Source organism: Pseudobutyrivibrio sp. UC1225, from assembly GCF_900115215.1.
Lineage (GTDB): Bacteria > Bacillota > Clostridia > Lachnospirales > Lachnospiraceae > Pseudobutyrivibrio.
The window spans coordinates 152718-178189 of the sequence record NZ_FOVQ01000004.1 but is presented as its reverse complement, the minus strand read 5'-3'; the positions used below and the strand labels follow the sequence as shown (position 1 = coordinate 178189).

At 40.8% G+C, this 25472-nt stretch carries 18 protein-coding genes; all 18 read left to right on the top strand.

Annotation, left to right across the window (positions count from 1 at the left end; genetic code table 11):
* The first annotated feature begins 7 nt into the window (after nucleotides 1-7).
* Nucleotides 8-751 carry a hypothetical protein gene (locus BMZ41_RS07340; protein ID WP_143002006.1) on the top strand — a complete coding sequence of 248 codons (744 nt, stop codon included), beginning with the start codon at nucleotides 8-10 and terminating at the stop codon, nucleotides 749-751.
* A 39-nt stretch (nucleotides 752-790) separates the two neighbouring features.
* Nucleotides 791-2188: a glycine--tRNA ligase gene (locus BMZ41_RS07335; RefSeq protein ID WP_090528234.1), complete on the top strand. Its 1398-nt coding sequence runs from the start codon at nucleotides 791-793 to the stop codon at nucleotides 2186-2188.
* A gap of 23 nt (nucleotides 2189-2211) precedes the next feature.
* Nucleotides 2212-2886 (top strand): hypothetical protein, encoded by a 675-nt coding sequence (locus BMZ41_RS07330; RefSeq protein WP_090528230.1) that lies wholly within the window; start codon nucleotides 2212-2214, stop codon nucleotides 2884-2886.
* A gap of 26 nt (nucleotides 2887-2912) precedes the next feature.
* The gene (locus BMZ41_RS07325; RefSeq protein ID WP_072913579.1) at nucleotides 2913-4559 is read left to right on the top strand and encodes a putative manganese-dependent inorganic diphosphatase; all 1647 of its coding nucleotides are present in this window, start codon (nucleotides 2913-2915) and stop codon (nucleotides 4557-4559) included.
* Nucleotides 4560-4729: 170 nt separating this feature from the next.
* Nucleotides 4730-6193, top strand: coding sequence for a transcription termination factor Rho (gene rho / locus BMZ41_RS07320; protein WP_090528227.1), 1464 nt, complete (start codon nucleotides 4730-4732; stop codon nucleotides 6191-6193).
* A 45-nt stretch (nucleotides 6194-6238) separates the two neighbouring features.
* Nucleotides 6239-7390 (top strand): NAD(P)-dependent malic enzyme, encoded by a 1152-nt coding sequence (locus BMZ41_RS07315; protein ID WP_090528224.1) that lies wholly within the window; start codon nucleotides 6239-6241, stop codon nucleotides 7388-7390.
* A 26-nt stretch (nucleotides 7391-7416) separates the two neighbouring features.
* Nucleotides 7417-7932, top strand: coding sequence for a DUF4364 family protein (locus tag BMZ41_RS07310; RefSeq protein WP_090528221.1), 516 nt, complete (start codon nucleotides 7417-7419; stop codon nucleotides 7930-7932).
* A gap of 181 nt (nucleotides 7933-8113) precedes the next feature.
* Nucleotides 8114-12745, top strand: coding sequence for a family 43 glycosylhydrolase (locus BMZ41_RS07305; RefSeq protein ID WP_090528218.1), 4632 nt, complete (start codon nucleotides 8114-8116; stop codon nucleotides 12743-12745).
* Nucleotides 12746-12877: 132 nt separating this feature from the next.
* The gene (gene rpmE / locus BMZ41_RS07300; protein ID WP_015550865.1) at nucleotides 12878-13084 is read left to right on the top strand and encodes a 50S ribosomal protein L31; all 207 of its coding nucleotides are present in this window, start codon (nucleotides 12878-12880) and stop codon (nucleotides 13082-13084) included.
* A 68-nt stretch (nucleotides 13085-13152) separates the two neighbouring features.
* Nucleotides 13153-14082 carry a DUF1385 domain-containing protein gene (locus BMZ41_RS07295; protein ID WP_090528215.1) on the top strand — a complete coding sequence of 310 codons (930 nt, stop codon included), beginning with the start codon at nucleotides 13153-13155 and terminating at the stop codon, nucleotides 14080-14082.
* Complete coding sequence (gene prmC, locus BMZ41_RS07290) at nucleotides 14082-14912, top strand: peptide chain release factor N(5)-glutamine methyltransferase (RefSeq protein ID WP_090168138.1); 831 nt, start codon at nucleotides 14082-14084, stop codon at nucleotides 14910-14912. Before BMZ41_RS07295 ends, prmC begins: the two co-directional genes overlap by 1 nt.
* A gap of 52 nt (nucleotides 14913-14964) precedes the next feature.
* Complete coding sequence (prfA, locus tag BMZ41_RS07285) at nucleotides 14965-16038, top strand: peptide chain release factor 1 (RefSeq protein WP_090168136.1); 1074 nt, start codon at nucleotides 14965-14967, stop codon at nucleotides 16036-16038.
* A 125-nt stretch (nucleotides 16039-16163) separates the two neighbouring features.
* A complete protein-coding gene (locus tag BMZ41_RS07280) occupies nucleotides 16164-16868 on the top strand; it encodes a LytR/AlgR family response regulator transcription factor (protein ID WP_090168135.1) in 705 nt (234 codons plus the stop codon).
* An 8-nt stretch (nucleotides 16869-16876) separates the two neighbouring features.
* Nucleotides 16877-18238, top strand: a complete 1362-nt coding sequence (locus BMZ41_RS07275; protein WP_177184173.1) for an ATP-binding protein — start codon at nucleotides 16877-16879, stop codon at nucleotides 18236-18238.
* Between the two features lie 99 nt (nucleotides 18239-18337).
* Entirely contained in the window at nucleotides 18338-20695 is a 2358-nt protein-coding gene (locus BMZ41_RS07270; RefSeq protein ID WP_090528211.1) for a glycoside hydrolase family 3 C-terminal domain-containing protein, read from the top strand.
* On the top strand, nucleotides 20696-21250 hold the full coding sequence (locus BMZ41_RS07265; protein ID WP_090528207.1) for a GtrA family protein: 555 nt from the start codon (nucleotides 20696-20698) through the stop codon (nucleotides 21248-21250).
* A gap of 24 nt (nucleotides 21251-21274) precedes the next feature.
* Nucleotides 21275-24208: a glycoside hydrolase family 3 protein gene (locus tag BMZ41_RS07260; protein ID WP_090528204.1), complete on the top strand. Its 2934-nt coding sequence runs from the start codon at nucleotides 21275-21277 to the stop codon at nucleotides 24206-24208.
* 152 nt (nucleotides 24209-24360) lie between these two features.
* On the top strand, nucleotides 24361-25377 hold the full coding sequence (locus BMZ41_RS07255; RefSeq protein ID WP_090168126.1) for a glycosyltransferase family 2 protein: 1017 nt from the start codon (nucleotides 24361-24363) through the stop codon (nucleotides 25375-25377).
* Nucleotides 25378-25472: the final 95 nt, after the last annotated feature.

The following is a 25472-nucleotide window of genomic DNA, read 5'->3' as shown; positions in this document are numbered from 1 at the left end:
AGGTGGTATGAGAAGTAGAAATGCCACTAGTCCAACAAGACAGGGGGTTGCTGCGAAGGAACTTCAGGCAGCCAGACGTAAAAAAAGACAGAGAGAAGTAATGCGCAACCGTATTATTTTCGGTGTTATTTGCGCAGCGTTACTTGCACTGCTTGTAACATTAGTTGTTAAGTTTGGTGGAGCTCTCATCGCATCAGGCGGAGCAGCAGATAAGTCCACTATTACATTTACACAGGATGGTCAGGTGGTATTCGAAGAGGTTACAGATTTCGATACACAGACTTATTCAAAGGCAGAATTCAAGAAATACACTCAGAATTTAATCAAAGACTTTAATGAGTCATATGGCAGTAAATCCATTTCACTAAAGAGAATTACTTTCAGAAAAGGGCAGGTTTACGTTAAAACTACCTATAAAGATGCTGAATGTTATGCAGCATTTAGTTCTTATAGCACTTATAATGGTTCCTACGAGGGTGCCGTTACAGCAGGGTATGATTTTAATGAAACATTTTCTATTGTAGATGGAACATCAAAGGCTACAGGTCAGACAATGGATGCTGACAGCACATTTGCAGGCTCAAAGGTTGCCATTGTTAAGGAAAATGTTAATGTAGTAGTCCCAGGAAAAATTACATATGTATCAGATACTTCTACAGAGGTTCTTGATGATCATACAGTTGGCATTTCACAGGCTGATGGAAACAACGATGCCACAGATTTAGTGTATATCGTATACACAGCAAAATAATAAATAAATATATATTTATATAGAGAGGAAATAATAATTATGGAAAAGACAATGGACAAAATCATTGCTCTTGCAAAGGCAAGAGGCTTTGTATATGCAGGCTCTGAGATTTACGGTGGTCTTGCTAATACATGGGATTATGGAAATCTTGGTGTCGAGCTTAAGAACAATGTTAAAAAAGCTTGGTGGCAGAAGTTCGTTCAGGAGAATCCATACAACGTAGGTGTTGACTGTGCTATTCTTATGAATCCACAGACATGGATTGCTTCAGGTCACCTTGGCTCATTCTCAGATCCTCTTATGGATTGTAAGGAGTGCCACGAGCGTTTCAGAGCTGACAAGATTATCGAGGATTTTGCAGCTGAGAACAACATCGAGCTTAAGGGTTCAGTTGATGGTTGGACAAAGGAAGAGATGAAGGAATTCATCGAGAACAACAATGTTCCATGTCCTACATGTGGAAAGCACAACTTTACAGACATCCGTGAATTCAACCTTATGTTCAAGACATTCCAGGGTGTTACAGAGGATGCTAAGAATACAGTTTACCTTCGCCCAGAGACAGCTCAGGGGATTTTCGTAAACTTCAAGAATGTACAGCGTACATCTCGTAAGAAGGTTCCATTTGGTATAGGCCAGATTGGTAAGTCTTTCCGTAACGAGATTACACCTGGTAACTTCACTTTCCGTACACGTGAGTTCGAGCAGATGGAGCTTGAGTTCTTCTGCAAGCCGGGCTCACAGGATGAGTGGTTCCAGTACTGGAGAGGCTTCTGCCGTGACTGGTTACTTTCACTTGGCATGAAGGAAGATGAGATGCGTCTTCGTGACCACGATCCAGAGGAGCTTTCATTCTATTCTACAGGCACTACAGATATCGAGTTCTTATTCCCATTCGGATGGGGCGAGCTTTGGGGTATTGCCAGCCGTACAGATTACGACCTTACACAGCATCAGAATGTATCTGGTCAGGATCTTACATACTTTGATGATGAGACAAATGAGAAGTATTTACCATACGTTATCGAGCCATCTCTTGGTGCAGACCGTGTAGTACTTGCTTTCCTTTGTGCAGCATATGATGAGGAAGAAGTTGGTAAGGATGGAAAGAGTGATGTTCGTACAGTTCTTCACTTCCACCCAGCACTTGCACCTGTTAAGATTGGTGTACTTCCACTTTCTAAGAAACTTAATGAAGGCGCTGAGAAGGTATTTGCAGAGCTTTCAAAGAAATATAATTGTGAATTTGATGACAGAGGAACTATCGGTAAGAGATATCGTCGTATGGACGAAATCGGAACACCATTCTGCATCACATACGATTTCGACTCTGAGGAAGATCACATGGTTACAATTCGTCACCGTGATTCTATGGAGCAGGAGCGTATCGCTATCGCAGACTTAGATGCTTACTTTGCAGACAAGTTCACTTTCTAACCATTTTTAAGGAGAGATGTGCTATGGAAAAATTAAATGTACAGGAGATCGAACTTGATGACGTAACTTCTACTGAGGATTCACAGCCAGAGGTAAACGTTACATCTATCGAGCTCGATAATGGCGAGGATTTATTACTTTCACAGATTGATGCCTTTCGCGAGAAGGCTACTCAGCTTCAGCAGCTTATTTTGGCAAAGGAACAGAAGGCTGCTGAGCTTGAAGCTCTTGTTCAGGAGAAAGAGGCTATTAATTTACAGCTTCAGGATGAACTTAATAAAAAACAAGAGGAAGCAGACAGCTTGGTTGCTGATGTTGAGACTCAGGTTGACAGAATGATGCAGGTTGTTAAGAACAATATGGATCAATTAGAACTTGACATTAAGGGCCAAGTGAACGATAATCAAGAGTCCTATGAAACACATAACAGAAATCTTCAGGATACTCTTAAAAATGTTTCAGAAGGCCTTGATATTATTCAGAGCGAGCTTTCAGAGAAAACTCATTCTGAATCAGTTCATTTATATCGCTTGATTCAGGATCTCCTTAAGGAGCACGATAAGAGCGAAGAACAGTCAGTGAAAGCTTTAGAGCATTATAGCTCACTTAAGAAGCTTATTATTGCAGCAATAGTTCTTCTTGCTGCAAATCTTGGGGTTGGTATTGCGGGTTTATTACTTTCATTTGGAATTTTATAAGATAGTTTTATTTTAACGGAGGTACTATGCCGAATACGGTTTATATTATTGGACACAAAAACCCTGACTCAGATAGCGTTTGCGCAGCTGTAGCCTACGCATATCTGAAAAACGCCACATCAAATAATGGCACTATTTACGAAGCTAAAAAGGCGGGTCAACTCAACGAGGAGACCCGCTACGTTTTGGAAAGATTCAACATCCAAGAGCCAGAGACAGTTATGGATGTTGGCGCTCAGTTGACAGATATCGAATATCGTCGTCTTGAGCCAGTTGATGGTCACATTTCCCTTAAGAAAGCATGGGAGCTTATGCTTGAGAGAGATGTAGCTACACTTCCTGTAGTAGGAAAGACAGGAAAGCTTGAAGGAGTTATCGTAAACGGAGATATCGCATATTCATATATGGATATTTACGACAATAGCATCCTTTCACGTGCCAGAACACAGTACAGCAATATCATTGGCACATTAAACGGAAACCTTGTTACAGGTAATCCACACGCTTATTTTGTTAAGGGACAGGTTGTAATTGCTTCAAGCAACCGTGAGGACCTTATGGATGATATCAACGTAGATGATTTAGCAATCGTTGGTAACATCACAGCTCGTCAGGCTATCTGTATTGAAGCTGGATGTAGCTGTCTTGTTGTTTGCGGCGCAAGCCATGTTGAGCCTGAGATTATCAGACTCGCAGAGGAGCACCAGTGTGTACTTATCACAACAGAGTACGATACTTTCACTGTTGCCCGCCTTATTCACCAGTCAATGCCAATTCGTCAGTTCATGCAGAAGGACGACATTGTTAGCTTTGAGTTAGATGATTATGTAGATGATGTTCGCGAAATCATGAAGTCAGTTCGTCACCGCGATTTCCCAATCTTAGATGAGAACAGACACTATGTTGGAATGGTTTCACGTCGTCTTCTCTTAAATATGCAGAAGAAGCAGGTTATTCTTGTTGACCACAACGAAAAGTCACAGGCCGTAGATGGTCTTGATCAGGCTGAGGTACTTGAGATTATCGATCACCACAGACTTGGCTCATTAGAGACTGTTTCACCTATCTACTTTAGAAACCAGCCTGTAGGTTCTACAGCAACAATCGTTTCTATGATGTATGAGGAAAAGGGTGTTGAGATTCCAAAGCATATCGCAGGTGTGCTTTGCTCAGCTATCATTTCAGATACACTTATGTTCCGTTCACCTACATGTACTCCTGTAGATGAGGCAAAGGCTAGAATGCTTGCTGATATCGCAGGTGTTGATGTTGTTGAGCTTGCTACATCAATGTTTGAAGCTGGAAGTGATTTCAAGGATAAGACTCCAGATCAGATCTTCCACACAGATTACAAGATTTTCAACAGCGGAGATATCAACTTTGGTGTTGCACAGGTTAGCTCAATTTCTAAGGGCCAGCTCAATTCTATCAAGGATGGAATCAAGAGCTACATGGGCACATTAAAGGATTCTTCAGACTTAGATGCAGTATTCTGCATGCTTACAGATATTCTTAATCAGTCAACAGAGCTTCTCTTTGTTGGTGATGATGCTGATAAGATTATTGCTGATGCATTTAGATTACCAGTTTCTGATGACAGCTACATTTTAGAGGGTGTTGTTTCTAGAAAGAAGCAGCTCATCCCACCTATTATGGAGTCACTTCAGGAATAAAATAATATTGGACTTCAAGAATTTTTTCGCAAAAAATTCTTGAAGTCCTTGTTTTTGCCTTAATCAGAGTATATAATTCATTTATCATCAAGGTATAATTCATTAGTCGATTCGACTTTTAATTCCATGACGTAAATAATTTGTTTAATTATAAATTTAAGGAGAGTTAAATGAGAGAAAAATATGAGAGTTTAGCGGTTGCGGTGCTACGTGATTTGGCGAAGGCTAGAGGGATAAAAGGCGTTTCCTCTATGAAAAAAGCCGATTTAGTAGAAGCTATGCTTGCGCAGGACGAAATCGACGCAAAAGAAGCAGCATCTAAAGAAACTCCAGCAAAGGAGACAGAGTCAAAAGCGGCTCCAGCTAAGGCAGAGAACGAAAGAATGCCTAGACCAGAGCGCCCTAAGAGACCAGAGCGTCCAGAACGCACAGAACGTCCAGAAAAGATGGAAAAATCTGAGAAGGTAGAGCGAAACGAAAATGTACCTCAGGATATTCCTACAGATGGACTTCTTTCTGCCAGCGGTATTTTGGAGGTTATGAGTGACGGCTTCGGATTTATTCGTTGCGATAACTACATGCCTGGCACTGAGGATGTTTATGTTTCTCAGTCACAGATTAAGAAATTCAATCTTAAGACTGGTGATATTATCATTGGAAAGAAGCGTTTCAATAATCCAACTGATAAGTTCGCAGCTCTTATGATAATCGATACCATCAACGGCTACGATCCAGCTGCAGCCTGCAGAAGACCAAACTTCGAGGACCTTACACCAATTTTCCCTAATGAGAGAATTCGTTTAGAGCGTCAGAAGAGTTCTGTAGCAATGCGTATCGTTGATCTTGTGAGCCCTATTGGAAAGGGACAGCGTGGTATGATTGTTGCCCAGCCTAAGGCAGGTAAGACCACACTTTTAAAAGAAGTTGCTACTTCGGTTAATTATTCACACCCAGATATGCATCTTATCATCTTGCTTATCGATGAACGTCCTGAGGAAGTTACAGATATGAAGGACACTATGAGAAACAGCAAGAATGTAGAGGTTATATATTCAACCTTCGATGAAAGTCCAGAGCACCACAGACGTGTTTCTGAGATGGTTATCGAGAGAGCAAAGAGACTTGTTGAGCATGGTCAGGATGTTATGATTCTTCTTGATTCCATCACAAGACTTGCACGTGCTTACAACCTTACAGTTCAGCCATCAGGACGTACACTTTCAGGTGGTCTTGATCCAGCAGCACTTCACATGCCAAAGAAGTTCTTTGGTGCAGCAAGAAACATGAGAGAGGGCGGCAGCCTTACTATTCTTGCCACAGCTCTTGTTGAGACTGGTTCTAAGATGGATGATGTTGTATACGAGGAATTTAAGGGAACTGGTAACATGGAGCTCATTCTCGATAGAAAGCTTTCAGAGAAGAGAATATTCCCAGCTATTGATATCACAGCATCAGGTACACGTAGAGAGGATTTACTTCTTTCTCGCAAGGAATTAGATGCTATGGAAATTATGCGACGAGCTATAAATAGTGCTCGCAAGGAAGACGCTATAGAGACTATCTTGAATATGTTTGCCCATACCAAGTGTAATGATGATTACATCGATATGGTTATTCGCAAGAGAGTCATATAATATATTTTGGTTTTACAGCATAAGGTATTATGAAGGGAGAGCAATATGGCATCAGTAGACGAAACAGCGGTATTTTTACACAAGCAGTGGAATGGTAAAATCGAGACCACATCAAAGGCACCTGTTAGAAACAGGGAGGATTTATCCATTGCTTACACTCCAGGTGTAGCGGCACCTTGCAGAATCATTGCAGAGGATAGCGAGGAGGCTTACAACTACACATTAAAGGCTAACACAGTAGCGGTAGTATCAGATGGTTCAGCAGTTTTAGGACTTGGAAATATCGGGCCACTTGCAGCAATGCCTGTTATGGAGGGCAAATGTGTACTGTTTAAGGAGTTTGGTGGTGTTAATGCATTCCCTATAGTATTAAGTACTCAGGATCCAGATGAGATAGTAGCAGCAGTAAAGGCCATTGCTCCTACCTTCGGTGGAATCAATCTTGAGGATATTTCAGCTCCAAGATGTTTTGAGATTGAGGAGCGTTTAAAGCAGGAATTAGATATTCCTGTTTTCCATGATGACCAGCACGGAACAGCTATTGTTGTTTTGGCAGGTATCATTAATGCCTTAAAGGTAGTAAAGAAGGATAAGGAAGCATGTAAGGTTGTTGTTAACGGAGCAGGTTCAGCTGGTGTTGCAATTACAAAGCTTCTCTTAACATATGGCTTCAAGGATGTTACAATGTGTGACCGTCAGGGCATCATTGGTCCAGATTATCCAGATCTTAACTGGATGCAGAAGGAAATGACAAAGGTTACAAACCTTTCTCATAAGACAGGTACACTTGCAGATGCACTTGTAGGAGCAGATATTTTTGTTGGTGTTTCAGCACCAGGAATCGTTTCAAAGGAAATGGTTTCTTCAATGGCAAAGGATTCTATCCTTTTTGCTATGGCAAATCCAACACCAGAGATTATGCCAGACGAGGCAAAGGCAGCAGGTGCGAGAGTTGTTGGTACAGGTCGTTCTGATTTCCCAAATCAGGTAAACAATGTAGTAGCATTCCCAGGTATCTTCAGGGGTGCTTTGGAGGCTCGTGCCACAGCTATCACAGAGGAGATGAAGCTGGCAGCAGCAAATGCTATAGCAAATCTCGTTGATGAGAGTCAGCTTTGTGACGAGTTTATCCTGCCAGAAGCCTTCGATCCACGTGTGGCTGTAGCAGTATCACACGCAATTAAGGCCTTGGTCTAAAGTAAGTTTTTTTCAGGAGGGACACCATGGCAGAACCAACCATGATATACAAGATAACAATACTAGAATTACTTCATCGAAGTGGTTTCCCGCTTAGCAATAGCCAGATTACTGATTTCTTCCTTGAGGGAGATTTAACAGATTATTTTACAGCCCAGCAGGCTATAAGTGATGATGAGGATGCAGGGCTTATAAAGTCAGTTACAAATCACAACAACACTACCTACTCTATTACTGAGGATGGTAAGAAGACACTTGAGCTTTTCAAGGAAAAAATTACACCAGCCCTCTCAAAGGATATTAATAAATATCTTAAAGCTAATTCTATTTCCATGAAGGAGGAAAACTCCTATAAAGCTACATATTTTAAGGCTGATAGAGGCGGCTATGTGGTACAGCTTAGAATCACTGAAGACGATGTGCCTACAATGGATTTGTCATTCCACGTAGCTAATAAGGAAATGGCAGAGACCCTTTGTAATAATTGGAAAGTTCGAAGTGATGAAGTTTTTGCATCAATAATGGATATCCTAATGCAGTAAATAGTAAATTTTTTAACCAATCATAAAAAAGTACCCTTTTTTTAGGGTACTTTTTTGTGTCCAAAAAATTCTTAACTAATTTACGAAAATTATTCTATTCAATTTAAGTTGTGCTTAATGTAAATTTAATTTAGATGTGAAGAAAATGTGTTCATTGGGATGAACAGAAGGGAGAAGCTATATGATGTCTAAATGGGGAAAGCGCGCTTTGGCGGGAGTTCTTTCGTCTGCAATGATATTTACTGCGGTCCCAGCAGCTGGGATAGTGGCCTTTGCAGAAGAAGAAAATCATGTGACTGAAGCGGCAGAGGAGACTGAGGATGAAGATGAATCAGTTCAGAATGAAGAGAAAGAGGAGGAAGAAGTAGAAGCAGAAGAATCAGAAGCACTTTCAGAAGTTGAGGAGGAGCATTTGGAAGGTGCAGAAGTGCCAGAAGAAGATGAAATAGAAGATGATAAGGAAGTAAAAGAATTATTCCATTTTACTATGGATAATACTACCGGCGGATTACAGAGTGGGGAGTATTCTGCAGAGGTGGTTGGTGAAAAGATTTCAGAGGACAAAGATGCTAAGAAGAACAAGTCACTCAAGTTTGAAGGTGGTTCTTGGCTTAAGGTCACTGACAGTAATGGAAAGAGTCCATTGACAGGTCTTGATGAAATCACAGTAAACTATTTCAGTAAAGGTGGAAATGGTGGTGCTGGCTGGTCACTTTTTGCAGTAAGAAATGATGAGACACCTAGTTATTTAAATAGCGAGCATTATTTTGGAATTCTTGATAAGAAGACTTCTATCAAGGTTGAGCGCTACAAGGTAGATGGTGGATCTCGTCCAGCTACCAATGATACATCTGTAAGAGATGAATGGAAGATGGTAACTGTTGTTTTAACAGAGGAAGATACTACTCTTTACGTAAATGGAGAAAAGGTCAACACAGTTGCTGGCACCGCAAAGCTTACAGATATTCTTCAGGACAACAGCACATTCTATATCGGTAAAGCTAACTGGGGTAGCGGAGAATATTTCTATGGAAATCTAGATGAGTTCTCTCTTTACAAAGGCGCTTTGTCAGATGAGGAAATTTTAGCAAAATATAAGGAAGGTCAGCAGGAGATTATTCTTTCTGATGAGGAGAAATGTCAGCTTGCTTATGATGAAATAGCCCTTCCTGTTACAAAGAATATTAAGGGAAACATTACACTTCCTACAAAGAATAGCTATGATGCGAAAGTTGTGTGGGAAAGTTCAAATCCTGAGATAATCAGCGATAAGGCAACAAAGGTAGCTGGTTACGATGATATTCCAGCCGGTGTTGTAAAGCGCGGCAGTGAAGTTCAGGAAGTTACACTTACAGCAACAATTACTGTGGGGGATGTTGAAAAGACAAAGACCTTTGACGTGACAGTTGCAAAGGCTCCTGAGAAGAAGAAGCTAGAGAACTATTTATTTGCATTCTTCCCAAGCAATTCCGAGGAGCAGCTTTATTTTGCAGCTGGCAAGGATCACCTTCACTTTACAGATTTAAATGATGGGGAGCCAGTACTTATATCTGAGATTGGTGACCAGGGTGTTCGTGATCCATTCATTATGAGAAGTGCTGAGGGTGACCATTTCTATATGATTGCAACAGACCTTAAGGTACAGACAACAGGCTGGAGCGTTGCTCAGTTTGGCGGTAGCCTTCGAATGCTTGTGTGGGAATCAGATGATTTGGTTAACTGGTCAAAGCCTCGACTTGTGGATGTTGGCTTAGATGAGAAAGCATTTGAGGACTATGGCAATGTGGGATGTCTTTGGGCACCAGAGGCAATCTATGATGAGAAGACTGGTGAGTACGTAGTATTTTGGGCTTCGATGGCAAAGGATTCAGGCCATCAGGTTACATATTATTCAAAGACACGTGATTTTGTAAACTTTACAACAGCTAAAAAATATATTGATAGAGGTGACAAGCAGCATTGCATCGACACATCAATGGTAAAGGCCAATGATGGAAAGTATTATCGAGTATCGGCTGACACAGTTGCAAATGGTGGACAGGAAGCAGCAATAATCCTTGAGTCAAGTGATTCAGTGCTCGGAAATTGGGAGCAGGTTGCTTATATCGAGGATATTCAGCCTGGTATGAAGAATTACGAAGCTTATACAAAGGATGTAAACAAGAAGTTTACAGGCGGCGTGGTTGAAGGTCCAGAGCTTTTCCCTCTTAATGATGGAAAGTCTTGGGGCTTGTATATGGATAACTATGGTGGAATCGGTTATATTCCAACCACCACAACAGATATTTCTGATACAACAGGTAAATCATGGATTGTTTATACATCAGACCAGTACGATTTTGGCTCACTTAAGAAGCGTCACGGAAGTATCCTTGGTATCACAGCAGATGAGTACAAGGCTGTTATGACTAAGTGGGGTACCGCAGAAGAGCCAGTTGTTCACGAAGATGAGCAGCAGGAGCCAGTCCTTTCATATGATTTTGAGACAGCAGATAGAAAGACAATCGCTGATGTATCTGGAAAGGGCAATAATGGCGAATTAAAGGGCAATGCTAAAATTGTAGAGGATTCTGAGAGAGGAAATGTTCTTTACTTAGATGGAAGCGGTAGCTTCGCAGAATTCCCAGAAGGCTTCTTTGATAACAGAGATGTATGCACAGTATCATTTGATTTGAAGCCAGATACTGTTACGGGAAACTTCTTTAACTTCACTTTCGGTAAGGATAATTCAAAGTACTTCTATTTAAGAGCAAGAGAAAGTGACACCTATATGGCTATCACCAAGTCATCTTGGCAGTCAGAGCAGGGTGTTACTGCAAATACAAAGTCTGTAAAGAACAAGTGGACGAACTTTACAGTAGTATTCAATGATGATGAAATGCTTCTTTATATTGATGGTGTTCTTTCTGGCACACGTGATATTTCTACAAAGCCTAGCAGCTTAGGAAAGAATCTTAAGGCATACCTTGGAAAGTCATTCTATTCAGGTGATGGTTATGTTAAGGGATGTTATGACAATGTAAAGGTTTATAATAGAGCATTATCAGAGAAAGAAATTGCAAAGGAAAATAATATAGTTTTAGAACCGCTAAAGAAGATTTCATCTAGTGATGTTACTTTTGTGACACAAAAGCTTGATAAGGCAAGCAAAGCGCTGACTCTCTTTATAAGCAAGAACAATACAAAGGGCGATATGAAGAATGCTCATCTTAACTTCACACTTCTTACAGGCGCAAAGGTGGTAGATGAGGAAGAGACATACGATTTAACAAAAGAATTTAAGCTTAAGGTTGAAGCAGATGGAGAGACCGTTGAATATACAGTTAAATCTGAGATGTGCAACAACCCGCTTCTCGGAGGACAGTTCGCTGACCCAGATATCGACTGCTTCGATGGTAAATACTACATCTATCCAACAACAGATGGTGTTGAAGGATGGGGCGGATATCAGTTCCATGCATTCTCATCAACAAACCTTGTTGATTGGGAGGATGAAGGTGTAATTCTTGATCTTAAGCAGGATGCAGACGAGAAAGTCCTCAATGATAAGGGCGTAGAAATCGCTGCGGTTCCTTGGTCAAACGGAAATGCATGGGCTCCAACAATTGAGAAGAAGAATGGAATGTACTATTTCTACTTCTGTGGACATGATACAGAGACTAATGCAAAGGCAATCGGCGTTGCATATGCAAAGAATCCAACTGGTCCATTTACTGTGTTAGATAAACCACTTATCAGCATTAAGACATGCAATGATGCAGGCATTCAGATGGGACAGGCAATTGACCCTTCTGTATTTACAGATGAGGATGGTACAAGCTATCTTTCATTTGGTAATGGAAAGGCTGCCATTGTAAAGCTTAATGAGGATATGATAAGTATTGATGCTGATACGATGGAAAATGTAACAGGGCTTAACAATTTCCGTGAATCACTTATAATCACATATCGCGACGGAAAGTATCATTACACATGGTCTTGTGATGATACAGGTAGTGAGAATTATTCAGTAGCATATGGTACAAGCAATAAGCTGGGTGGAAGAGTTGATTACAGAGGAATGCTTCTTCAGAAGGATACAGAAAATGACATTCTTGGAACAGGTCATCATTCAATCCTAAACATTCCTGGTACAGATGAATGGTATATTTGCTATCACAGATTTATGACTCCTCTTGGACAGGTGTCAGGTGGATTTGGTTATCATCGAGAGGTTTGTCTTGATAAGCTCACATTTGACGCTGATGGATATATGGCAAAGGTAACACCTACTAATAAGGGTATTACAGAGGTAGTTTATGTAAAGGGGCAGAATCCAGTTCCTACGCCAGAGTCAACACCTACACCTGCTTCATCGGGAACAGGTTCGGGTAGCAGTGCTGCTCCTACACAGTCATCTGGTCAGCGTGCAGGATCATCCACTACAACTACACAAACTGCACCAGCTTTAACGCAGGACGAGCTTACTACTATTGCTGATGCATTGACTCCACTTGGTATTTCAAGAAATAATGCTCCTTCAGCAGGCACAGTAAATAAAAAGGTAGCAGCAAATACAACTGATGCTACGACTGATGAAACTGTAGAGATAGACGAGGACGTAGAGGTAGCAGAAGAAAAGACAGAGGATACTTCTTCTGATGAACTTACAGAAACTGAATCTAATAGAGATATTGTTGATGAGGCTGTTCCAACATCAGCTCAGTCAAGCAATAGCTTGTCTCCAGCGGCAGTTATTGTTATTATCTTAGCAGCAGTTGCTGTATTAGCAGGTGCAGCAGTTTCAGTATTTAGATTTAGAAAGAATAAATAAGGCTTGCATTAGCACAAAATACATGCTACAATACTAGAGCTGTTAATCGGGATGAAATGCGAAGACCTCGCGTTTTTAGCAGTACTTACAGTTGGAAATTGTAAACATTTATTAAATGAGAGGTGAAAATCAATGAGACAGGGTATCCATCCAGATTATTATCAGGCTACAGTAACATGTAACTGTGGTAACACATTCGTTACAGGTTCTACAAAGGAGAGCATCCACGTAGAAATTTGTTCAAAGTGTCATCCATTCTACACAGGCCAGCAGAAAGCTACACAGGCTCGTGGACGTATTGACAAGTTCAATAAGAAGTACGGTATTGACGCAAAGTAGTTTGTTTTATGGACTTTTAAGGGTTGAGATGTTTGGTCTCAGCCCTTTTGTCGTGTATAGGAGAGGTAATGAAGTATTCAGGTATAGGCGGTCAGGCGGTAATGGAAGGCGTCATGATGCGTAACGGCAATCAATATGCAGTTGCTGTTCGTAAGCCCGACAAAGAGATCGCAGTAGAAGTAAAAAATACAAAAGATATTAATAATATTTGGCACAAGATTCCAATCATTCGTGGCGTGGTTTCCTTTATCGAGTCACTTACAATCGGACTTAGCACCCTCATGTATTCAGCTTCTTTTTTTGAAGATGATGAAGAGCCAGTTGATAAGTCAAAGCTTTCAGAGGAAGAATTGAGTAAGCTTGAGAAAAAGGAAAAGGCAGAGATGGGAGGTATTTTAGTACTTTCCTTTGTTATGGCCATGGCTGTATTTTTTGCATTGCCTTACTTTATTTCATTAGCTTTAAATAAGTTTGTTGCTTCACAGGCATTGATTGCTTTTATCGAGGGCATCATCCGAATTGCCATTTTCATCGGCTATGTGGTTGTGATTTCTCGCATGGAGGACATCAAACGTACTTTCATGTATCACGGAGCCGAACACAAATGTATAAATTGCGTTGAGGCAGGAATGCCACTTACTGTTGAAAATGTAAGGAAAGCCACAAGATTCCACAAAAGATGTGGCACAAGCTTTATATTTATTGTATTTATAATATCTGTTTTTGTTTTTATGTTTATATCCTTTGATAACGTATGGCTTAAGCTTGTGGCAAGACTTATGCTTATCCCAGTTATCGCAGGAATTTCTTATGAGTTCATTAGACTGGCAGGTCGATATGAGAATGGTTTCGTGGAAATCATTTCCAAGCCAGGCCTGTGGTTGCAGCGTCTTACGGTTATGGAGCCAGAGGATGACATGATTGAAGTAGGTATAGCTTCCGTCGAGGCAGTTTTTGACTGGAAGAAGTTCCAAGAAGAAAATGAGGGATGTTTCTAATGACATATAAAGAAGCTTTAAATAAAGGTATTACTATACTCGAATCCGAAAGGATTGCAGATGCGAAGATAGATGCATGGCTTTTGCTCTCATTCGTCAGTGAAATGACAAAGGCTCAGTATTTTTTGAAGCAGACAGAGCAAATAGACCAGCTTACTTTATATAAATATCAGGATGTGCTTTGTAAAAGAGCCCAGCATATCCCACTTCAGCATATTACTGGAGAGCAGGATTTCATGGGTATTAATTTCTGGGTAAATGAGCACGTTCTTATTCCACGACAGGACACAGAAACCCTTGTGGAGGAGGCTTTAAAGGTTATTCCTTCAGGAAGTCACATTTTAGATTTGTGTACTGGTAGTGGATGTGTTATTATTTCTCTTGTTGCGCTTGGACAGGGGTTATCAGGAATTGGTGTCGATATTTCTGAGGAAGCTCTTGCTATAGCCAGAGAGAACGGCAAGCGCCTTGTAGGTTCAAAGGTTGTTTTTGAACAGGGTGATTTATGGCAGCCAGTTACTGGCAAGTTTAATGCCATTGTATCTAATCCACCATATATCAGGACGGCTGATATTGAGGAGCTTACCACAGAGGTAAAAGACCATGAGCCTCGTCTTGCCTTAGATGGCACAGAGGATGGTTTGCTTTTTTATAGAGAGATTACAGCTCACGCCCGTGAGTATCTCAATGAAGGTGGCTGGCTTTTAGTTGAAATTGGATATGACCAGGGGCCAGATGTTTACGCCTTATTCGTAGAAGCAGGCTTCAAGGATGTAGAGGTTGTAAAGGATTTACCAGGCAATAACAGAGTTGTTAAAGGACACTTATAGAGGTTCTTTGATATAGATTGTAGTAATTTGAAATTAACATGGAGGTTTTAGCATGTTTGATAGATTAGAAGATTTAGTTTTAAGATACGAGGAAGTAATGAATCTACTTTCCGAGCCTGATGTAGCTAATGATAATGCTAGATTTAGAGCTCTTATGAAGGAGCAGTCAGATCTTGCACCTATCGTAGAGGCATATAAGCAGTACTCATCACACAAGCAGAATATTGAGGATTCACTTGCTCTTCTTGAAGAGGAGACAGATGAGGAGATGAAGGAGCTTGCAAAGGAAGAGCTCAATGAATCAAAGGCTGAGGTAGAGCGTCTTGAGCAGGAACTTAAGATTCTTCTTCTTCCAAAGGACCCTAACGATGACAAGAACGTTATCGTGGAAATCCGTGCAGGTGCCGGCGGTGAAGAGGCAGCTCTTTTTGCAGCAGAGATTTATCGTATGTATGTACACTATGTTGAGTCACGTGGATGGAAGGTAGAGCTTCTTGAAGCAGACGAGACAGGTATCGGTGGTATGAAGAACATCGAGTTCATGGTTAAGGGAACAGGTGCTTATTCTATCCTTAAGTACGAGTCAGGTGTCCATCGTGTACAGCGTGTACCAGAGACAGAGTCACAGGGACGTATCCAGACATCTACATGTTCAGTAGCTGTTATGCCTGAGGCAGAAGAAGTAGATATCCAGATTGAAGAGAAGGATATCCGTATCGACGTTATGCGTGCTTCTGGTAACGGTGGTCAGTGTGTCAACACAACAGATTCAGCTGTTCGTCTTACTCACTACCCAACAGGTATTGTTATCTACAGCCAGACTGAGAAGTCACAGCTTCAGAATAAGGAAAAGGCTTTCGCACTCCTTCGTGCAAAGCTTTACGATTTAGAGTTACAGAAGCAGCAGGATGCTGAAGCAGCAGAGCGCCGCTCACAGATTGGTACAGGTGACCGTGCTGAGAAGATTCGTACATACAACTTCCCACAGGGACGTGTTACAGACCACAGAATCAACCTTACACTTTACAAGCTTGATAAGATTATGAATGGAGATATCCAGGAAATTCTTGATGCGCTTATCGCAGCAGATCAGGCAGCAAAGCTTGCAAAAATGAATGAAAAATAAGAGCCTTCCCCTTGAGGGGAAGGTGGCCGAAGGCCGGATGAGGTGTCTCATCCAGGCCTTTTTTATTTGTTATATAAATATTAATTACCTTGCGCCCAATTAAATATTTATGGTATTTTAATTACATGATTAATGTATGTATAGTTGAGGACGAGGCCGAGCAGGCCGCATTATTAAAGAACTACATAAATAAATATGGTAAGGAACATAATGAGGAGTTTTCCATATCATATCTTCCAGATGGAATAGATTTGGTGGATGATTACAAAGGACAGTTTGACATTATTCTACTAGATATTCAGATGAAGCATTTAGATGGAATGGCTGCTGCGGAAAAGATTCGCAAGGTGGATTCCGATGTAATCATTATTTTTATTACTTCTACGGTACACTATGCTGTGCAGGGGTATGCAGTAGATGCATTAGGTTATGTTTTAAAGCCAGTACCTTATACACAGTTTGAGCAGCTTTTTGTGAAGGCTACTCAGCGTGTGCAGGCTAAGCAAAATCATGTTTATATGAAGGTCTCTGTGGATGACAAGCAGATTAAGCTTGATTGCGATACAGTGCACTATATAGAAAGCCAGAGAAATAATGTTATCTTACATTGCAGCGACCAGGATTATGTTACTGCAGGACCACTAAAGCGTTTTGAGGAGATGCTTTCAGTGCATGGTTTCAGCAAATGTCACAATGCATACGTGGTGAATCTTTCATATGTTGAGGCAGTTCAAAAGGAAGAAGTAGTGCTTACAAATGGAGTAGTTTTGCCAATTAGTCGAGCCCGTAAAAAGGAGTTTATGGCAGCACTGACTGAGGATATATTATAGGAGAGATGATGGATTTTAGTGCATTTCTTAATCCTGCCAATTTGCAGGACACACCAAGATTATTTACCGCTATTGCCGAATGGCTGGCGGTATTTGTTTATTTTAATATTTATAAGAGGAAATACCACGGCAGAGCCTTTGTAATGCAATGCATAGGAGCCTTTTTTATTCAGGTGGCATTTCAGTTTATAGCGGGTATTTTGCCATTATCATTTTGGATTATTTCAATGATGGGGGCAGTTGGGCTGATGTATCTTTCACTTTACCTGGTGCTTGATATAAAGCCAAAGGACTGTGGAGTTATTACTACCCATGCCTTTGTTTTGGCAGAATTTGCAGCCAGTCTGTATAAGCAGCTATATGTGTGGTTGGTCAGATTTGAACACAGGGAGTCATTTGATGCATCCTTTTGTGTTATGTTCATCACCTATTTATGCACATATATTATTTATTTCAATGTAGAACGTGGAAACATCACCCCAAATCGCAACCTGAATGTTAATACAAAGGAGCTTGTCAGCGTTGTAATCACAGGTGTTGGTGCTTTTATTATTTCAAATATCAGTTTCATAAATACAAAGACTCCTTTTTCAGCAACAGAAAACATGCTGTATGTCAGAACTTTGGTTGACTTCGGAGGCATGCTGATGCTGATGACCGAGATGGGACGTCGAAACGAGATGGTTCTGAAGAATGAGAGTACTGCCATCAATCAGCTATTCCAACGCCAGTACGAACAGTACAAGCTTGCTGTTGATAATTCCGAGGCCCTTCGCAAGGAAATGCACGATATGAAGCATTATGTAATGGCTCTTAAAAATGAGGATGATCCTAATCGTCGTGCAGAGGTTCTAGAGGATATGGAGCAGGCCATTGCCATTCAGGAATCCTTTATGAACACCGGAAATAAGGTATTGGATGTTATTCTTACTACAAAGAGTCTGCAATGTCAGAAGAAGAATATCACTTTAAATGCAATGGTGGATGGTGATTTGCTGGCAGATATCCACGTAAAAGATATTTGTTCGCTTTTTGGAAATATCCTTGATAATGCCATAGAGGCTACACAGCAGGTAGAGGATTTGGAAAAAAGACTGATTACCATGTCAGTTCGTTCACGTAATCAATTTATAATAATAGAATGCGAGAACTATTCGGAAAGTGCAAATGTGCGCTTACGAAGCAGCCAGAAACGCAGAATGTTTAAAAGCAACAATCTTCCTCGCACTACCAAAAAAGATAATGTTAAACATGGCTTTGGTCTTAAATCAATCAATCAGGTGGCAGAAAAGTATGGTGGTGCTATGAATTGTAGCTATGAAGATGGCTGGTTTAAGGTAAAAGTACTTTTAGCTAATAAAAATTCATAATGCAAGTTATCCTAAAAAAATGACAAGTTGTCCTTTGGGGCGACTTGTCTTTTTTATTTGGTGTTATAAATAAAATACAGTTTTTATGGAGGAATGTTTATGGACGCTAAAGAAATTATTTCAAAGCTTACATTGATGGAGAAAGCCGCACTTTTAAGCGGTAAGAATGAGTGGGAATCAAGAGACATCCCACGCTTAGATATTCAGTCAATTACTTTTTCTGATGGACCTCACGGTTTGAGACGTCAGGAAGGCGCAGGAGATCACCTTGGTCTTAATGCTTCACTTCCAGCTACATGTTTTCCAACAGCAGCTACAGTAGCTAACAGTTGGGATCCAAGCATTGGTGAGGAAATCGGAGCTGCTCTTGGTGAGGAGGCTGTAGCTCAGAATGTAGATGTTCTTTTAGGACCTGGTCTTAATATGAAACGTTCTCCATTATGTGGTCGTAACTTTGAGTACTTTTCGGAAGATCCAATTCTTGCTGGAAAAATGGCTGCTTCTTATGTAAGAGGTATTCAGAGCCAGCATGTCTATTCTTGTCCAAAGCACTTTGCTGTAAATTCTCGTGAGTACCGCAGAATGGCAATGAATGCAGTGGTGGATGAGCGTACACTTCGTGAGATTTACCTTACAGCTTTTGAGATTGCTGTTAAGGAAGGTGGCGCTAAGACAATCATGTCTGCTTACAACGAGGTTAATGGCAAGTATGCAAATGAAAATGAGCATCTTCTTGTAGATATCCTCAGAAATGAATGGGGATTTGATGGCATCGTAGTTACTGACTGGGGCGCAAGCAACGACCATGTTGCTGGTGTTAAGTGCCAGTCAAATGTTGAGATGCCAAATCCTGGACTTGATTCAGCAAGAGAGCTTATTAAGGCTGCTACAGAGGGCGAAGGTCGCATCACAGAGGCAGAAATCGATAAAGCTATCTTACCTATTATCGAGGCAGCTATTTACTTTAAAGAGAATGATCATACAAAGGGATTTGATAAGGAAGCTCATCATGCAATTGCTAAGAAGGCAGCAGTTAATTCAGCAGTTCTTCTTAAGAATGACGAAGATATTCTTCCACTTGCAGCAGGCACAAAGGTTTGTTTAAGGGGACCTTTCGTAGAAAAGCCACGTTATCAGGGCTCAGGAAGCTCTCAGGTTAACTCAACAAAGGTTGAGACCATTGCAGAGCAGATTAAGAACTACGACCTTACAGTAGTTGAAAAGCCTCAGGATGCAGAGGTTGTTTTATTCTTCTTTGGACTTGATGAAATTGCAGAGTCTGAGGGTGGCGACAGAATGTCAATCGATATTCCTGAGTATCAGATTAAGGAGCTTGAGAGTCTTACAGTATTCAACAAGCACATTGTTGGTGTAATGAGTGCTGGTTCTTCGGTAAAGATGCCTTGGCTTGATAATCTTCAGGGACTTCTTCACGGATATCTTACAGGACAGGCTGGAGCATCAGCTCTTCTTGATATCATCACTGGTAAGGAGATTCCTACAGGAAAGCTTACAGAATCTTATCCATTCGCATATGCGGATTGCTCAATATATAACTACGCTGGTACAGAGAAGAGAAATCTTCAGTATCGCGAGGGACCATTTATTGGATATCGTTATTACGATACAGCTGATGTGGCAGTTCAGTTCCCATTTGGATTTGGACTTAGCTACACCACATTTGAATATTCAGCACTTACTGTTTCAGCAGATGGTGTTAAGTTCACAATCACAAACACAGGTAAGCGTGATGGTGCGGAGATTGCACAGCTTTATGTTGGTAAGGCAGAGTCAGGACTTATCAGACCTAAGAAGGAACTTAAGGGCTTTAAGAAGGTATGGATTAAGGCTGGCCAGGCAGCTGATGTAGAGATTCCATTTGATGACAAAACTTTCCGTTATTTCTCAACTGTTTCCAACAAGTGGGAGATTGAAGGCGGTGAGTATCAGATTTATGTAGGCGCCAGTGTAGCAGATATTAAGCTTACAGGCACAATTACAAAGGAAGGTACAATCACAGAGTTGCCATACGATATCAATACACTTCCTAGCTACAAGTCAGGAAAGGTTCGCAACGTTCACTATGAGGAGTTCGAAAAGCTTTATGCTAAGCCTCTTCCAGAGGAAAAGGTTGGACCACTTGATATCAACGATGCCTTCTGCCAGATGGAGGATGCAAAGAGTGGAATCGGTAGATTGGTTTACAGAATTCTCAAGAAGAAACTGGATCAGTCTTATGAGAAGGGAATTCCTGATTTGAACATCATGTTCATCTACAACATGCCATTTAGAGCAATGAGTAAGATGACAGGTGGTATGGTATCCCGCGAGATGACAGAATCCATCGTAACCATCTTTAACGGACATTTCTTCCGCGGACTTGGTGGAGTAATAGGAGGCTTCTTCAGAAACCGCCGTGAAAATAAAAAGTATGAGGAAAGATTAAGGAGAAATTAAATGAATTTTTGGAATAATTTTGCAGAGAAACATCCTGCCGTTGCTAAGTGGGTTCGTGAAGGTGGTTTGTTTGTAATCGTAAGTAACGCAATCACAGTATTTAAGTACTTATTACTTACATTTTTACCAGCAGCTTTCGCATTCTTAGGAACTCGCTCCTTTGGATGGCCAGGAAAAGAAATCACATTATTTGGTGAGACATTCCAGTGGAATATCTTAGGATATGACGATGCTCACGGTGGCTTAGCTTACTTCGCAGCATACATGGTTGCAATGGTTATTGGTGAGTGCATCAATTTCCCAATCCAGAAGCTTTGGGTTTTCCGTAATCACGACAAAGCTGGAAAGCAGATTGCATGGTATGTACTTGCATTCATCGTAATCACATGCATTGTAAACTCAATCAATTGTATTTGGGTTGCAGTGGCTGGCAAATTTGTTGCCCCATTCGTATACAACATCGGTACAACAGTACTCAACGGTGGCGTTTCTATGGTTGTGTTCTTCTTTGTTAATAAGATCATCTTCCCAGAGACACCAAAAACCACCGAGTAGTTATAAAAGGAAGGAGAAGAGAGAATGTTAGGTATTAATCCAGAGGACGTGAAGGCGGTCCTCCAACAAATCCAGCCTCAGCTCATTATTTTGGGCGTAGTTCTTGCACTTGCGATTATTCTTACTATCGCTGTGCTCAAAGTGAAGAAGCCACTTCGTGGACTTATCAGAAAGAGTTCATGGATTGCTTTTGCACTTACACTTGTACTTGTAGTTTCAAACATTTTACTTTCACCACTTTACTCAATGGTAAACATGGCCATGGGTGGTGGAAAGATTACAGAGGCTTCAATCAATGAAGCAAAGGAACTTTGTACAGAAATCGCAGAGGAAGGTGTAGTTCTTCTTAAGAATGATGACAAGGCACTTCCACTTGCAGAAGGTACTAAGGTTAATGTATTTGGTTGGTCTTCAACAAACCCAATCTATGGTGGTACTGGTTCAGGTGCCCTTTCAACAGCATATCCTACAGTAGATTTCCTTAAGGGTCTTACTGATGCAGGTATCGAGTACAACCAGGATTTAGTAGATTTCTACACTGGCTGGAGAGATACAAGACCTGCAGTTAGTATGATGGGTCAGGACTGGACTATTCCAGAACCACAGGTTTCAGAGTACGGCAGCCTCATTTCAGATGCTAAGAATTACTCTGACACAGCTATTTTCTTCATCGCTCGTTCAGGTGGTGAAGGTGCTGATCTTCCTATGTCATATGACGGTGAGGATACATTCCATGATGATGGTTCAGGAATGTTTGGTATCACTGGTGTTCGCTATTCTGAGTATGCAGATGATTTAGATGCTTCTAAGTCATACCTTGAGCTTTCAAACAGAGAGCAGGCACTTCTTGATGAAGTTACATCAAACTTTGATAAGGTTATCGTAGTTGTAAACTCAGCTAACGCTATGGAGCTTGGCTTTGTAAACGATTACTCACAGATTAAGTCAGTTCTTTACTGCCCAGGCACAGGTCAGACAGGTTTTGACGGACTTGGCGAGATTATTGCGGGTAAGGTAAATCCTTCAGGAAAGACAGCAGATACATTTGTAGCTGACCTTTTTTCAACACCAACAGCAAACAACTTTGGTGATTTCGATTACACAAATATGTCTGAGTTTGGATATGAGAATATGTTCGCTGAGGGCGGCATGTCTTATCCAACATTCGTTAACTACGTAGAGGGCATCTATGTTGGTTACAGATTCTATGAGACAGCTTTCGCTGAGGCAGAGGCTGGCAACATGGAATTCGACTATGACAGCACAGTTGTATATCCATTTGGTTATGGACTTTCTTACACAACATTCACTCAGGAAATGGGTGATGTTACATCAGATGGCAAGACAGTTACATTTGATGTTACAGTTACAAACACAGGCGACGTTGCTGGTAAGGATGTAGTTCAGGTTTACTACAACCCACCTTACGAGAACGGCGGAATTGAGAAGTCAGCAGCAAACCTTATTGCATTTGAGAAGACTTCACTTCTTGAGCCAGGTGCTTCTGAGACAGTTTCAATCTCATTTGCAGTAGAAGATATGGCTTCTTACGATGTTGATGGTGAGGGTTGCTACGTACTTGATGCAGGTTCTTACGAAATCTCTATCAACACAGATTCACACAACAAGATTGCAACTGATGATGTGACAATCGCTTCAAAGGTTGTTTATGATGAGTCCAACAAGAGAGAGTCTGACCAGGTTGCAGCAACAAATCAGTTTGATTTTGCAAAGGGCGAGAACTTCGAGTACCTTTCAAGAGCAGATGGATTTGCTAACTACGACGTAGCAACAGCAGCTCCTACATCATTTGAGATGGGAGATGAGCTTAAGGCTACATATTTCAACGAGACAAATTACGATCCAACAGATTACAACAATGATTCAGATGCTATGCCTACAACAGGTGCTGACAATGGCGTTCAGCTTGCAGACCTTCGTGGTGTAGATTATGACGATGCTAAGTGGGATGAGCTTCTTGACGAGCTTACAGCTGCAGATATGAACACTCTTATCGCACTTGGTGGATATGAGACTTCAGCAGTTGATTCGATCGGCAAGGTTATGACATACGATTGTGATGGTCCTGCTTCAATCAACAACAACTTTACAGGTCAGGGTTCTATCGGTTTCCCAGCAGCAGTTATGATTGCCTGCACATGGAACAAGGATTTAGCTCACGCATTTGGTGATTCAATCGGTCAGATGGCTGATGAAATGGATGTATCTGGTTGGTATGCTCCAGCTACAAACACACACAGAAGCGCATTTGCAGGACGTAACTTTGAGTACTACTCAGAGGATGGTGTTCTTGCAGGTTGGATGTGTGCAAACGCTGTACAGGGTGCTAGAGAGCACGGTGTATACTCTTACGTAAAGCACTTTGCTACAAATGATCAGGAGACAAACCGTACAGGATTCCTTTGCACATGGCTTAATGAGCAGTCTCTCCGTGAGATTTACTTAAAGTCATTTGAGATTACATTTAAGAACTCTAACCCGGCTGCAACAATGGTTGCATTCAACAACATTGGTACAATTCCAGCAGAGGCTTGCTCATCACTTCTTAATACAGTACTTCGTGACGAGTGGGGATTCAGAGGTCTTGCTGAAACAGATTACTTTGGTGGCTATGGTTACCAGGATTCAGACAGAATGATTAGAAACGGTTGCGACCTTATGCTTGCAACTTATGAGACTCCACAGTCTACAGTTACTGATCAGGAATCTGCAACTTCATTAATCGCTATGAGACAGGCTTCAAAGAACATTCTTTACACAGTTGTAAACAGCCGCGCATACGATACAGAGGTTAGCACTGGTGCACCTACATGGGTTAAGATTCTCTACGCAGTAGATGCAGTTCTTATCGCACTTATTGCATTCCTTGAGTATCGTGCTATTAAGACATACTTAAAGAAGAAGAAAGAGACAGAACCTACTGTAGAGACAGAATAATAGGAAAAATTTAAGGGGCTCGCTTTTGCGAGCCCCTTTTCTATTTACAGTTTTGTATAAGTTGAATACAAAACTGTAATTTGATAAAATTAGTTGTTCAAAAAGTGCATAAATCAAAACAGATTTTGATGTTTTAAGGAGAATAAATAATAATGAAACTATTATCATTTGCAGTACCTTGCTATAATTCAGCTGCATATATGGAGCATTGTGTTGAGACTCTTCTTCACGGCGGTGAGGATGTAGAGATTATCATCGTAGATGACGGAAGCCAGAAGGATAATACTGGAGAGATAGCAGATCGTCTTCAGGCTGAGCATCCTACAATTGTTAAAGCTGTTCATCAGGAAAATGGAGGACATGGTCAGGCTGTTAACACTGGTCTTAAGAACGCCACAGGTCTTTTCTTTAAGGTTGTAGATTCTGATGACTGGGTTGATTTAGAGGCATATGATAAGGTTTTAAAGACTCTTCGCCTTTCTGTTGAGAATGGCAAGAATCTGGATATGCTGATTTCAAATTTCGTATATGATAAGGAAGGCGCTAGCCACAAAAAGGTTATGTCATACTCTAATCTTCCTAAGAACAAGTATTTTACATGGGATGACTGCGGCCACTTTAGAAAGGGTCAGTACATCCTTATGCATTCGGTTATTTACCGTACAAAGCTTTTGCGAGATTGTGGAATGGAGCTTCCAAAGCATACCTTCTATGTGGATAACCTTTATGTATATTATCCACTTCCATACGTAAAGAATATGTATTATCTTGATGTGGATTTCTACCGTTATTACATTGGTAGAGATGACCAGTCTGTTAATGAGAAGGTTATGATTTCACGTATCGACCAGCAAATCAAGGTAAACAAGCTTATGCTTGAGGCATATGATTATAAAAATATTAATAATTCACATGTTAAAAAGTACATGTTTAACTATTTGGAAATGATTACTGTTATTTCTACAGTGCTTCTTATGAAGAGTGGTACAAAGGAAAATCAGCAGAAGCGACACGACTTATGGAGATACATTAAGTCTTACGATTATTATCTCTATCGCAAGCTTCGCTATGGATTTATGTGTGCTACTACAAACCTTCCAGGTCACGGTGGCAGAGCTATTTCTATTACTGCCTACAAGATTGCACAGAAGGTAGTAGGATTTAATTAATCGCGCTAATCACTAAAGGATAGAATGAAAAATTATTATTTTTTATAACCTAGTCCACAATAGACTAGGTTATTTTTTGCCAAAATCTAATAGAT